Origin of the sequence: Mastigocoleus sp. MO_188.B34, from assembly GCF_030065675.1 — a bacterium.
GTDB lineage: Bacteria > Cyanobacteriota > Cyanobacteriia > Cyanobacteriales > Nostocaceae > Mastigocoleus.
On sequence record NZ_JASJDK010000005.1, the window covers coordinates 1 to 12,761 of the forward strand.

Sequence of the window (12,761 nt, forward strand, 5' to 3'; positions counted from 1 at the left end):
CAGGTACTGAAGAACCATATTTACTATAATCTTTATTTTGAGATCTTCGAGTAAAATTAAACTACGTTCTGTATTTTCATTTTACTAATATATTGCCTCCAGTAATTTAACATATTCTGCCTATAAGATATTTCTGTTATATTTTGTTTGAGCTTATTTTGTTTTATTCGTTCAAACTTAAGTTTTAAAATAGCTTTACATTGTTTTGATGATATAACTGGTTTGAATCGTTGATAGCTCCCTAGAAAATCTACCAATTCTTGGCGTTGAACTTGATTGATATTGATTCTTTTAACATGACAACAGTTCTCAGGATTTTCTAAAGAGAAAAATAATAAATGATAATACCCAAAGTTAGATAATAGCTGAAGTATTTTTAAAAAATTATAGTTTTTTAAATCCAAAAAATGAGGAATATAGCCAAATAAATCTAATTTCGGAGCTTCAATTGCAGTCACCCATAATAGCATTGGATATAAATCTTTTTGAATAATAAATTCAACAGACTGAGATTGTTTAGTAAATCTATTAATATCTTTTTTGGGCAACATTGCCATAATAGCTGGAATTTCACATTCTTTAGTACTTAGAATATGTGGGAAAGAAATTTTTTCTATGGGTTGATTTGCAGGCCATTTTTCTCGTAATAAAGATTTTTCTGAGTGAAGCTTATCGTTTTCACCTGATAAACTGATTTGTCTATTATTTAGTAAAGTATTTACTTGATATTTAAAATCAAATTTAGAATAAGAGTGTAAATTCTCTATTTGGTGAATTACATCATCAATATTTTTTGGTCTTAAGTTAGTATCTTTATTAAGACATTTGACGATTAGTTCCTTTAATTGCTGAGGGATATCAAATTGGGGATTCACTCCTTGGAAAATATCTAGATTTTGGGAGTTATTAAATTCATAGCGACTCATGAAGTTATAATTTTTGATATCGAAAGGATACTTCCCAATAAGCACCTCATACATAGTTATCCCTAAACTATAAATATCAGAACGTACATCTAATGACTTCCTTTCTTCTATATCTTCTGGAGAGCAATAAGGTAAATTATGAATCAAAGATTCAGTCAATTCTAACTGAGAACGTTCTACTAAAAAATTTGCAATCCCAAAATCTAGGATTTTAACAACTTCACTTTTTTTTAGATCGTCAGTAATAAAAATATTTTCTGGCTTGATATTACGATGGATAATTGGATAAATTTTTCCTTGTAGAGTCACACCTTTATGAGCAGCTTGCAAACCCAAGCAAATTTGGTGAAATATATTCAGAAACTTGGGTAAATTCAAAGAACGAGAACAGATTAAAGACTTGAGGCTTTTACCCGGAAGATACTCCATTACATAAAAAGGATGTTTATCTTCCGTTTCGGTTAATCCATAACCTAAAATACGCACAATATGATTATTTCTGAGCCCTAGTTGGGTTGCGATAAAAATCTCTTGTACAAAACTTTGATATATTTGTCGGTTTGGTAAATTTAAAAATAAAATTTTGACTGCTACTGGAGTTCCACCTTTTGCTGTATCTTCTGCTAGATAAACCCTACTAACTTTTCCTTTACCAATTAAATCTCTAATTAAATAGCGATTATTTAATAGTTTTCCGATATTCCGATCTAATTCTGTTTTGTACTGAAGCTGATTATCATAGTTTTGGTGTAGCATATATCTTGATCTAAATTAGAAGTAGATGCTATTTATTGAAAATTCTTATTTAGAAATAGTATTTCCTCGTAATTAGTCATAAAATTTGAATAAAAGTCATAAAATTTGAATAAAAAATGGTGTTATTTTGACTAATGATTGTTTATTTAAAGCATAAAAACCACATTTAAATTACCTTTAAACATGGTTTAACATATTCTTTCAGGTGTTTGGATGAGAAATAACACTGAATCAACAACTAGAGTCAAATAATCCCTATATTCCAGTCGGTGGATACACTTAAATTTATTGAGATGATCAATATGAATCAATAGATCTATTAAAATTAACGACTCAATTCTGGGATAAAACGGCGTAGGAATTGCATTAAAGGTGAATCAACCTTAAACTTAAAAGCAAGTATTTGGGTACGCTGAAGAGGGTTGAAATTATTGTCACTCACAAGAATTAAAGACTGTTGTCCGTCTGGTAATTTTGGTCCCAAAGTTAAACCTTCAATATTATCGAGCGTCACATCAAGTTTTCTCAAATCAAGTAACATTTTTTTCTTAATTGGTTTGAGATTTTGGCGATTACTATTTAGTAAACTATCTACCTGGTGAATATTTTCTGCACTTTCTGTAGAAACTTCAAATAAAGCAATATAGAATCCTAAACCTGTAAAGGTTCTTTCTATACTTAAAAATTTGCCTTTATTATCCAGTGCTAATAAATCCGTTAAACCACTAGAATACCGACTAGAAATCTTGAAAAATGGGTTTACTGCTTCAGTCGGATAAATAAATTCTTTGTCTACTTCTTGCGTTGATAAATTGTAACTTAAAATTCGACATGGACTACTAACCTTAGGCTTTGCTTCTGAACCATCTTGAATTAAAGCGTTTTCAGTTGCAGTAAATAAATATTTGTGATCGGGTGTAATTGTAAGACTTTCAAAAGCTAAATTATTGCGAATACCTGTTTGAGATTTTTGCGCGGGTAAAAATTTATCAGGAATAGATAATTGATTTATTTCTTTCCCAGAATTTAAAGCAAACTTTTTGATAAAAGGATCTATGATTTTCTTTGCATTACCTTCTGAAGAGATAAAAAGAGTATTCTCATTTGCTAAAGCAATTGCTTCAGGGTCAACACTCCCTGGTGCAAAGGATTTGCTATTTTTGTCTAATAATTTAGTGACTGAAACTGGTTTAACACCATTATTTTCTAGCTTACCTTTACTCAAATCGATTTTCAAAGTATAAAAGCGAGCAGGTGATTTTTGGCTGCGATCATCAGAAACACTATAGTACAAACGTTTTGCATGGTCATAAGTGATTCCAGACAAACCACCCAATTGAGTATTTTGAAAAGAATAATCCGTGGGTAAAATGGCTTGTCCAATAAATTTTAAATCTCTAACTTCAAAAGTAGGATTTGAAAGGTTATTAAGTAGTAGACTAATAGTTAAAATTACAATAAAAAGAAACATTAGACCCGGTAAAGACAAAAATTTACGGATTATTAGCATATTTCGCTTATCAGATATCAGTGATTGCTTTTAATTTATACCGTATCTTTCCTTAAGCCTAGATTCTATTAGTAGCTTGAAGCACAAATTTAGTTTTAAAATAATAAGGTATAAGCTAATAAATATTCTAGTGATCTAATAGTGAATCAACTTTTCTAAGTATTCAATCACTAAGATCTGAGTAATGTCAAAATTGAAATATTACATTTCAACTATTAATAAATACTCCCAATTCAAACAATATATGGCAAATTATTTGATTTCACGCAAATGTTACTAGCAAAATAATCTGCTAAATCTAATGTTAAGGTTTAACTAGAGAATATTATTCCTGTTCTTTCTGAGTCGAAACAACACTCCAGGGATATTCTTTTTCTACAAATTCAACCAGCCAATTTTTGACACTGTGAGTAGCACGACAGTCATCTTCGTTATAAATCTGGATGATTTCTAATAAATTTCTATCGCCCGTTTTCAACCACTGGTCATACCAGTAAATACATTTAGCTCCACTAGCTTCACTATTACGCCATTTAAACCCTAACCATTTTGCAATAGCTTTTAAAGCGTAACTTTCTACTGGTAGGGTGACACTTTGAGTTAGTTGCTCGTAGATATCTACAAACCGACTTAATATAGGTTTTACTATAGTTTGGGGAGTGCGATAAAGCTTTCCAAGACTTTTGACAGTATCAAATTCATAAACACAAAAATGATATATTGGCGCTTCTGGATACTCCCACATCAAATCCAAAAACTGTCGCCAAATTAATTTCTCATCTTTGGGTCTTTCAGCTAAAAAAGAGTGAAATGTTTCGGTGTTATTTTCTTTATTAACTACTAAAACGCCTAAAAGATAATTTAAATTTAAATCTGGTTGGGCTTCAATGTCAAAATAAATTTCAACAGGAGCGCTACGAACAATATCTTCTGCAAAAATTTGTGATTTACGGGATAGTGATGAAGATTTAGGAATAATTTTCTTCGGAGAATTAGCTTTGTAAGAGTTATAAGGATTTATCTCAGTTTTATTATTGGGAATTTTTAGCCTTGGGATTTGAGGATTTGTTACATGAATTTTTGCTCGTAAAGTGAGTTGCGGCAATACAAAGGGGCGATTTTCAATAAATGATTGGGCTTGTAAAACGATTTTGGCAGCGATCGCCCGATCAAAACCTGGTAAATCTTCTAACACTTCAGGATTTGTAGCAGCCAGAGTTTCGGGACTGGTTATACCCAAATCTTGAAGTTGAGTGTAGCGAATTGGGGTTACTCCTGGTAGCAATGAAAGGTGTTTCTGAGATTTTGCATCCGCGTAACAATTCCCATACCAGTGACACAAACTACATTTCTGCCGAGAAATGAAAAGTTCTGGAGGATTTTGTAATTCCATTGTCTGGATGCATTCAACCAGCTTTTCATGCATCAAGGGTATCCACTTAGTTAATTCAACTTGATATGCAGCATCTTTACCACGTAACAATAATAAAGCTGTTGGTGGCGTAAGACCCTGTATTTGTGACAGGACATAGGCGTGGAATGCAGCCAGAATTTGATATTCTTGCTTGGGTCGTTTTCCTAATTCAATACTAGCCGGCATATAAACCCAATCGCCGAAATGAGAATTTCCGGGTTGTTTGACAAGTAAGTCTGGACAACTCAAGAGCAAATGCTTGTTATCATAGTTAACTTGCAATACTCCTTGATGAATACTTGCTACTCCCTGCCGCATTAATTCAACTGTTGCAGCTTTCCCAGCTTGAGTATCCCTACGGGGATAATCGGGTTGCTGAAAAATCCACTTTGCCAAAACCTTTTTTTTACGAAAATTTTTGTCCTGTTGCAATTTATGCAACAAGTCACTGACATTAGCCCTTTGATTGCGATCTTGATGTATATCTAGAAAAGGTCGGCGCTTGCAGCGTTGATATTGCAGCAGTAATTCGGCATTTATTAACATTCCTTTAAGTTAACAAAATTTTGTACGAGTTTGATTAACACAAATTACAGAACTTAATGTTGGAAAAAGTACACCTGTCAATACTTCTTATAACTTCAACAAGACATTAAATAGTAACCCGCAAGTAGCAGATATTCCAAAATAGCAAGTTATGAAAAATATGTATTATCCAAGACCGAACCAGCAGTTGTACAGCCATCGGCAACAATTTCCAGCATTAAACAATAAAACCTACTTTAATTATGGCGGTCAAGGTCCAATGCCTCAAATGGCAATTCAGGGAATTATCCAAGCTCAAACTAATATTCAGCATCTTGGTCCCTTTGGAACCAGAGTTAATGAGTGGATACAACAAGAAGTTGCAGCAACTGCAGCGACTATTGCATCTGAGTTAAATGTAGCCAAAGAAACGATTACCTTAACAGAAAATGTGACATCGGGCTGTAATATTGCCATGTGGGGGATTAATTGGCGCTCCGGGGATCGTTTACTGCTGTCAGACTGCGAACATCCTGGTATTATTGCCATAGCACAGGAAATATCCCGTAGATTTGATGTTCAGGTAAGTATTTGTCCATTGATGTCAACTCTTAATGAAGGAGACCCTGTAGAAGTAATTACCCAACACCTTCATCCTCGTACTCGCTTAGTTGTACTTAGCCATGTGCTGTGGAACACGGGACAAGTTTTACCCCTTGATAAAATTACTGATGTTTGTAGAAGTAATTCCCAAGAAACGCAAATTCTAGTAGATGCAGCTCAGTCTGTGGGAATGTTACCTCTAAACCTGGCTGAATTGGAAGTAGATTTTTACGCTTTTACTGGTCATAAGTGGTTATGCGGACCTGGGGGGGTAGGTGGTTTATACGTTAAACCAGAAATACGGGACAATTTAAGACCTACTTTTATTGGTTGGCGGGGTGTAATTACTGATAATCAATGTCAGCCAATAAGGTTGCAGCCAGATGGACGTCGTTATGAAATAGCAACATCCAATTATCCACTTTACGCTGGTTTAAAAGAGGCAATTCAAGTTCATCAAGAATGGGGAACATCTAAAGAAAGATACGAACAAATTTGTCGTAACAGCGAATATCTTTGGTATAAATTAACAGAGCTTGATAATGTGACATGTTTGCGAACTTCGCCACCTGAAAGCGGTTTAGTATCTTTTACTCTTGATACAAATCAACCACAAGCAAGTCAAAAATTGGTAAATTACCTGGAATCTCAAGGTTTCCTGACTAGAACCATTCTTGCTCCTGACTGCGTACGAGCTTGCGTGCACTACTTTACATTAGAATCAGAAATTGATTTATTAATTACGCAAATTCAAAAATTTCAAAGTATTTTGGGTTAATTGGAGGATTGGTGGTCTGGGAAGCACCCTCCCCCAATCCCAATCTCCAATCCCCAATCCCCAGCCCCCAATACCCAATATGAAAAGACCAATTTTATATATCGCAATGACCAATCATGGTTTTGGTCATGCAACGCGAACCGCAGCGATCGCCGCACAAATTCAAAAATTATGTCCCCAAGTATTATTGATTATGGTGACCACAGCACCGAGGTGGTTGCTTGAGTCTTATATCGGAGGAGATTTTATACATCGTCCCCGAGCCTACGATCTCGGTGTGGTACAAACCGACAGCTTGAAAATGGATAAAGCAACAACTCTGAGCAAGTTAAAGGCTATAAAGCAAGACCAAAATTCGATTATTGCTTCGGAAGTAAACTTTATCCGTCAAAATCAGGTGCAACTAATTTTGGCTGACATTCCTTTTTTAGCTGCTGAAATTGCTCGTGTAGCGGGAATACCTTGCTGGATGAATAGTAATTTTGGTTGGGATTTTATCTATCGGGAGTGGGGTGGAGAGTTCATTGAAATTGCGGATTGGATTGCAGGTTGTTATGCAAAATGCGATCACCTGTTCCGTTTCCCTTTCAATGAGCCTATGTCCGCATTCCCTAGCATCACAGATGTTGGTTTACCTGGAGGTTCGCCACATTTCAAAATCGATGAACTACGATCTAAGTGGGGAATCTGTTCGAGCGTTGATAAGACTATTTTAATGACCTTTGGAGGATTAGGCTTAGAAAAAATACCTTACCATAACCTCAAACGATATCCTGACTGGCAATTTATTACCTTTGACCGAGACGCACCCGATTTACCAAATCTATTAATAGTTAACGACCGCAAGTATCGTCCGGTAGATTTTATGCCTTTATGCTCTCGTGTCATTTCTAAACCCGGCTTTAGTACTTTTGCTGAAGCAACGAAGCTGGATATACCCATTATCTCTGTCACTCGTGAAGGATTTGCGGAGGCTAAATTTTTACATGCAGGCATAGAAAATCATAACTATCATAAATTGATAACGCCACAAACATTCTTTGAAGGTAATTGGGATTTTCTTTCCGAACCACTGAAACCACCAAAAAATCCCAGAACTATTGCTATTGACGGCAATGAAAAAATAGCTCAAGCTGTGGTAAATTACATTAGTTAACTATTTTCCAGGCACAAGTCAATTATTGTTAAATTCACAATAAAAATTTATGTTTAGTCCAAGTTTACATAGGATTAAACTTATGTTTAGTTAACTAAATGGATTATTTTCAAAGAAATTGATGAATGACTAAAATCGAATGAATAAACAGAAATCTTAATATAGTTTTAGTTTATTTTTCTTAAAGTTTTGATGTTTGATGTATTAATGATGTCAAAATCAAGAAAACAAAAAGTTCAAGTTATCCTTGACATCCTTATTTTGGAAGTGGCATTGTTGCGATGATTGCTCAGAATTAAACTCTATTAAAGAGATAATCAACAGTGGAGCAGCAAAGTGTAGACCCTCAGAAAACTACGATCCCCCCAGCGGCTATGGAAGCTATTCTTCAGCCACAAAGTCATAATGGGGTGGTTCCAATACCTGAAGAATCTAAAGAATCTCAAGTTCCAGAACCTGAAGAATCTCCCATACAAGACCCTGTTACAGTTCGATTAGCGGCTCGGGATGTACGAACAGTTTTGGATAAGCAGAAGGAAGAACGTCAAATATTGCTTACCCAAATGAATATTCTGTTTGTTACTAACACCGCTGTACTTACGGTATTGGCAATTTCTAGACTTTTAACTATTTTTACTATTTTTAACGCAATTGAGGTGTTGTTAGTTTTATTAAACTTTATTCTTTTGATTAATGCCCTATTACCGCGTAGATTCGTAATTACGCCTGTTCCAAATGATGATTTTCTTGAGCGTTATCTGCCACTATCAAATCAAGATTATGATTTACAGATGCTCGTTAACTTGGTAACGGCATATAATGCAAACAAGCAGACAATTGATGATATTTCTCAAACTTTGACTTATGCTGCTTATGTTACTTTAGGAGTTATTTTTGTCGCCGTACTACACTTGGGAACTGTTTACTTTATACCTGAGTTAAAAAGCCCATGAGTTCTGAGGAAGAAGATATGAAAACTTCTGAAAAACGCTTACCTTTACCTAAGCCAGACCCGGCAAATATTAAGGTACTAACGTCAAATCTACCAAAAAATCCAATTTTACCTTGGAATCAGTTTGATTCCCCTTGGCTTGATGGTGAGGAAAGCGAAGCAGATACATTAGAAGAGACAAAACTTGAAGAAGAAGCAGATGCATTAGAAGAAGCAGACAAAAAAGAAGATGACCCTGATGAATCAGTAATTACCGAAAATGTGCAGAGCAACTCATCATCAGGTAAACAGTCTAACCAGGACCTCAACGAAGAACAACCGCAAATCCAACCAGATACTGATAGTATATACCCGAATCCATCAGTAAATACCGATGAAGACAATAGCAAAAGAACTTAAAGTAATATAAAGTATAAGCATTAATGAGTAATAAATGCTTAAGTATAATACAGGCTCACCAACTTCAAGAAATGAGTTGCTAGGTGAATAAACTTTTACTTGCTCTCCTAAATGCAATCTAAAAGTTCAATAAAAGTTTACCTAATATACTATTTCATTTGATGAAGCTTCACGGGGAACTGAATATCTTTTGACAAGGAAGAACGAAGAATCCATTAGATTTGGCGAACTCAGTTTCCTAGGTAATGTCTTTTTTACAGTTTTAGTTTGCTCAAGCCTGTTTATACTTGTCTATTAAAATCTGTTTATGTCAGCGCTTTGCCCATTTTGAACCGGAAAACAAGATAATACTGTGATGTCATCTGCTAGCATATCATAAGTAAATTACATATTACAAAAAGCTCTTAAAAACCCTGTCGAAACAAGTCAAATATAAAATCATTTGAATTGTTTGAATTGTTTAAAAAGTTTAAACTGTTCAATTAGTTGGAATTTTGGATTTTAGTTTTTGTTCGCTGACTCTTAAATTCTGATTCCCAAGTGCCAACTTCTGTTTCTTATAAAGATGACTCACTACCAAAAGCTGCTTAGAATCAACACAAATGGAAAATCGTTGCGTAATATCACCTCGGAAATTGCAGCCATAGTTGCGGATTCAAAAGTAGATATCGGTCTTTGCACTTTATTTTTACGCCATACTTCAGCAAGTTTGATCGTTCAAGAGAATGCAGACCCAGACGTGCTGAAAGATTTAGCTGATTTCATGGCAAAAATCGTACCAGAATCTGCTTCCTATTTTCACGATACTGAAGGTCCAGATGATATGCCAGCCCACATTCGTACTGTTTTGACTCATACTTCAGAACACATTCCCATTAACCGAGGTCAACTGGTTTTAGGTACTTGGCAAGGTATTTACATCTGGGAGCACAGACAACAAAATCATTATCGAGAATTAGTCGTCCATATTTCAGATTAGTTTTTTTAGATTTATATAGTCACAAAATTTAACACTTCCTTGGCTAGAATTATTTAATTCTGAGTCATTAAAGAAGGGAGTGTTAAATATGTAGTTGTAAATTACCATTAACCTATTCAGGAAAGTTAAATTCTTGATTTAGTTATAATTCCCTTAAAATTTAGAGCCTCTTGAGTTAAAAATTCTTGAGTTTAATGTTGTAAAGCTGATTTTTGTCTCTGAAAAATTATAAAAATTTACAAATTATGAAAATCGTAGAGCTGATCGACTGGTTTGAAGCTTGGGCAAATCCTTCTTGGCAAGAGAGTTGGGATAATAGCGGTTGGCAAATTGAACCGGGAGTTTTACAAGAGGATGCAAAAGTTTTAATTTGTTTGACTCCCACCTTGGCGGTCATGAAAGAAGTTATTTCTCTTCGCAAACAAGGAATTGGCGTAAATTTAATTTTTGCCCATCACCCGTTAATTTTTAATCCGCTAAAATCTTTACGCAGTGATGATGGCTGTATCGGTGAAATGGCGCAACTAGCATTTGTCCATAAAGTAGGTATTTATACAGCACATACAAACTTCGACCAAGTACAAGATGGTACTGCCGATGTTTTAGCTCAAATTTTGGAACTTCAAGAAGTTACACCCATCGTTCCTACACAACTGGGTTTGGGGTATGGTCGTGTAGGAAATTTAATTTCTCCGACTACACTGCAGCAACTTTTAGGGGTTATTCAAAATCGGCTGTGTCCGCCAAATTTAATTTTTTCTCCACATGCTGACTTTCAGCAAAAAATTTCCAAAGTAGCAGTTTTAGGTGGTTCGGGGGCTAGCTTTATTGAAGCTGTTGCTAAAAGTGGTGCTCAAGCCTACCTTACTTCTGACTGTAAGTTTCATCAGTTTCAAGAAAGTCGCGATCGCGGTTTAATTCTCATTGATGCTGGACATTATGCGACTGAACGTCCCAGTTGCGATCGCTTAGCCCAAAAATTTGACTCATTAAATCTTAGCTGGGTCAAATTAAGCCAAAAAGATGAAGATTTTCGCCAATTCTTCCAAATCACTACTCCAGTCTAATTTACTCTAAAGCAATTAATATATATTTTAGATTTTCGGCTTACAAAAAATGTATTTCTAAGTATTATAATTGCAGTTTAAGTATTATATCAGACTGGCTTCCTGCTGTTTTATTGAATCTTTATTAGGAGTATTATTTATATCAAACTTAATGCTGAAAAATAACGCCATAAATTTGACAAGCTATTTTCCAAGATAAAAATCTAAATTTATTTCCTAGTAAATAGTGATTTATATCACTTCTTTTGTTGACCTATGTCAGTTTAAATAGGGCGAAAATCATTCACATTAAGTTAAGAGAAACCAACTGTAAAATATAATCACAGTCAAATGATTCGCGCACTTGTTGAATCTGCTTTTCAAACTGGATGTCTGAGCGTTGAGTCAGAAGGTCTTCTTCATCAAGTACTGGAGACCAGAAGCTATAGAACAGAGGACTTAGAAAAGATAAACTTACTCTGTAAGGCAGTGCACGAAGGTCGAATAAAACGCGAATCATCCTCAAAGTTGAGGATAGAGCTATCTCTTTATTGCTAAACTGACTTTATTAGTAATCTGAGTAAACTAATCTGTACTATTCCGTCAATATAGCTGATAGAGTAAAGAAAAACTCAATATACGCTTAAATTTTGGCCTTAGTATTAATGAATATCTTGCTCGAGCAGGTATTTTACTTAATCAGATCGCACTCGGGACAGAAAGCAACTTTGAACTTTTGTACTAGTTTTAATTCTGTTATTTGGGATTTAGCGTTAATTATTGGGCGACTTTCAACGCAGAATAAGCTAAGATCGGATACGTAGGGGTTGAATTCCAGCTAAGTCTCCTGTTTTTCTAGTTATGCCAATGATTAAACACAGGCAATTTCAACAACAGCAAACTTTAGCTAAACTTGAGTATAATTTAATTCATAGTGTCGCCAATGACTCTCCAGCCAATACGATCAAAATTACTAGAAAGTTTAAATTATGACATTACCCTCAAGTGTGTACTCCTTGAATCACCTCCAAGGGTAATAAATTTTAACTAGTGCCAAGAGCATATTTTTTGCCAATAAGTTAAGTCATACAATAAGATTGAAAAAACTTCTAAGTAAATCTTCTGGCTAATTTAAACGGCATAATTAAAAGTACGTTGTCCAGATATTAGGGGCTACGTTCTATCAGGTGTAAAGCCTAAATGTTTACAAATTTAACCACATATAAAAAAGGAAGCAGTACATGCTACACCGCAAGATTTATCAACTTTGTTGCGATGGGCGGGAGGTATGTGTTTTCTTACGGGATCAGCAACGCTGGATTGAACGCACCCGTATTATTGACATAGAGGGAGATTTAGTCACCCTACGCTATGAAACCGAAGAAGAAGACGAAATCTGTTCCTGGGAAGAGATGGTTCGTTTAGAAAGCATTGGTGCCATTAATCAAAAACTAGCTTCGGTACCACGCGGTAATGTTGAGCCACTTATGACAGAAGATTGTCCAGATGCAGAACGTATTCGCAATCGCCCAGAGTCCGATAGAGAATAAGCTATAAATTAAGCTGTAAATATTTGTTTAGTGCATGCACCAGACAAAAATTAGCTTAGATTTACAAAAATTAGCTTAGCTTTATAGTCAACTTTGGCTCACGAATTTATGCTTTTGTAAACTTAAGGCTCATAAGCTTAGGGCTCACCAACTTAAGTTCGTCGACT

At 35.0% G+C, this 12,761-nt stretch carries 11 protein-coding genes; 8 read left to right on the top strand and 3 right to left on the bottom strand.

What is annotated here, in order from left to right; all coding sequences use genetic code 11:
- Nucleotides 1–56 precede the first annotated feature (56 nt).
- The 3 genes from QNJ50_RS01860 to QNJ50_RS01870 all read right to left on the bottom strand — a co-directional run bounded on the left by QNJ50_RS01860 (nt 57) and on the right by QNJ50_RS01870 (nt 5,152).
- Nucleotides 57–1,682: a serine/threonine-protein kinase gene (locus tag QNJ50_RS01860; RefSeq protein WP_300631414.1), complete on the bottom strand. Its 1,626-nt coding sequence runs from the start codon at nt 1,680–1,682 to the stop codon at nt 57–59.
- A gap of 325 nt (nt 1,683–2,007) precedes the next feature.
- Nucleotides 2,008–3,192 carry an esterase-like activity of phytase family protein gene (locus QNJ50_RS01865; RefSeq protein WP_300631416.1) on the bottom strand — a complete coding sequence of 395 codons (1,185 nt, stop codon included), beginning with the start codon at nt 3,190–3,192 and terminating at the stop codon, nt 2,008–2,010.
- Between the two features lie 325 nt (nt 3,193–3,517).
- Nucleotides 3,518–5,152: a TM0106 family RecB-like putative nuclease gene (locus tag QNJ50_RS01870; protein ID WP_300631418.1), complete on the bottom strand. Its 1,635-nt coding sequence runs from the start codon at nt 5,150–5,152 to the stop codon at nt 3,518–3,520.
- A gap of 151 nt (nt 5,153–5,303) precedes the next feature.
- On the opposite strand from QNJ50_RS01870, the gene QNJ50_RS01875 reads away from it, so the two are divergent.
- From QNJ50_RS01875 to QNJ50_RS01910, 8 genes are all read left to right on the top strand, one after another.
- A complete protein-coding gene (locus QNJ50_RS01875) occupies nt 5,304–6,512 on the top strand; it encodes an aminotransferase class V-fold PLP-dependent enzyme (RefSeq protein ID WP_300631419.1) in 1,209 nt (402 codons plus the stop codon).
- Nucleotides 6,513–6,591: 79 nt separating this feature from the next.
- Nucleotides 6,592–7,668: a glycosyl transferase gene (locus QNJ50_RS01880; RefSeq protein WP_300631420.1), complete on the top strand. Its 1,077-nt coding sequence runs from the start codon at nt 6,592–6,594 to the stop codon at nt 7,666–7,668.
- A 323-nt stretch (nt 7,669–7,991) separates the two neighbouring features.
- Complete coding sequence (locus tag QNJ50_RS01885; RefSeq protein ID WP_300631422.1) at nt 7,992–8,621, top strand: hypothetical protein; 630 nt, start codon at nt 7,992–7,994, stop codon at nt 8,619–8,621.
- The gene (locus tag QNJ50_RS01890) at nt 8,618–9,019 is read left to right on the top strand and encodes a hypothetical protein (RefSeq protein WP_300631423.1); all 402 of its coding nucleotides are present in this window, start codon (nt 8,618–8,620) and stop codon (nt 9,017–9,019) included. The genes QNJ50_RS01885 and QNJ50_RS01890 overlap by 4 nt, the downstream gene beginning before the upstream one ends.
- Nucleotides 9,020–9,584: 565 nt before the next feature.
- Nucleotides 9,585–9,998, top strand: a complete 414-nt coding sequence (locus QNJ50_RS01895) for a secondary thiamine-phosphate synthase enzyme YjbQ (RefSeq protein ID WP_300631425.1) — start codon at nt 9,585–9,587, stop codon at nt 9,996–9,998.
- Nucleotides 9,999–10,243: 245 nt separating this feature from the next.
- Nucleotides 10,244–11,065, top strand: coding sequence for a Nif3-like dinuclear metal center hexameric protein (locus tag QNJ50_RS01900; protein WP_300631428.1), 822 nt, complete (start codon nt 10,244–10,246; stop codon nt 11,063–11,065).
- A 330-nt stretch (nt 11,066–11,395) separates the two neighbouring features.
- The gene (locus tag QNJ50_RS01905; protein ID WP_072207730.1) at nt 11,396–11,602 is read left to right on the top strand and encodes a hypothetical protein; all 207 of its coding nucleotides are present in this window, start codon (nt 11,396–11,398) and stop codon (nt 11,600–11,602) included.
- Between the two features lie 683 nt (nt 11,603–12,285).
- The gene (locus QNJ50_RS01910; RefSeq protein ID WP_300631429.1) at nt 12,286–12,594 is read left to right on the top strand and encodes a DUF6679 family protein; all 309 of its coding nucleotides are present in this window, start codon (nt 12,286–12,288) and stop codon (nt 12,592–12,594) included.
- Nucleotides 12,595–12,761: the final 167 nt, after the last annotated feature.

Excerpts from the sequence above, each read along its gene's own strand:
- QNJ50_RS01860 (WP_300631414.1), bottom strand. The coding sequence starts at position 1,682 with ATGCTACACCAAAACTATGATAATCAGCTTCAGTACAAAACAGAATTA.
- QNJ50_RS01865 (WP_300631416.1), bottom strand. The coding sequence starts at position 3,192 with ATGCTAATAATCCGTAAATTTTTGTCTTTACCGGGTCTAATGTTTCTT.
- QNJ50_RS01870 (WP_300631418.1), bottom strand. The coding sequence starts at position 5,152 with ATGTTAATAAATGCCGAATTACTGCTGCAATATCAACGCTGCAAGCGC.
- QNJ50_RS01875 (WP_300631419.1), top strand. The coding sequence starts at position 5,304 with ATGAAAAATATGTATTATCCAAGACCGAACCAGCAGTTGTACAGCCAT.
- QNJ50_RS01880 (WP_300631420.1), top strand. The coding sequence starts at position 6,592 with ATGAAAAGACCAATTTTATATATCGCAATGACCAATCATGGTTTTGGT.
- QNJ50_RS01890 (WP_300631423.1), top strand. The coding sequence starts at position 8,618 with ATGAGTTCTGAGGAAGAAGATATGAAAACTTCTGAAAAACGCTTACCT.
- QNJ50_RS01895 (WP_300631425.1), top strand. The coding sequence starts at position 9,585 with ATGACTCACTACCAAAAGCTGCTTAGAATCAACACAAATGGAAAATCG.
- QNJ50_RS01900 (WP_300631428.1), top strand. The coding sequence starts at position 10,244 with ATGAAAATCGTAGAGCTGATCGACTGGTTTGAAGCTTGGGCAAATCCT.
- QNJ50_RS01905 (WP_072207730.1), top strand. The coding sequence starts at position 11,396 with ATGATTCGCGCACTTGTTGAATCTGCTTTTCAAACTGGATGTCTGAGC.
- QNJ50_RS01910 (WP_300631429.1), top strand. The coding sequence starts at position 12,286 with ATGCTACACCGCAAGATTTATCAACTTTGTTGCGATGGGCGGGAGGTA.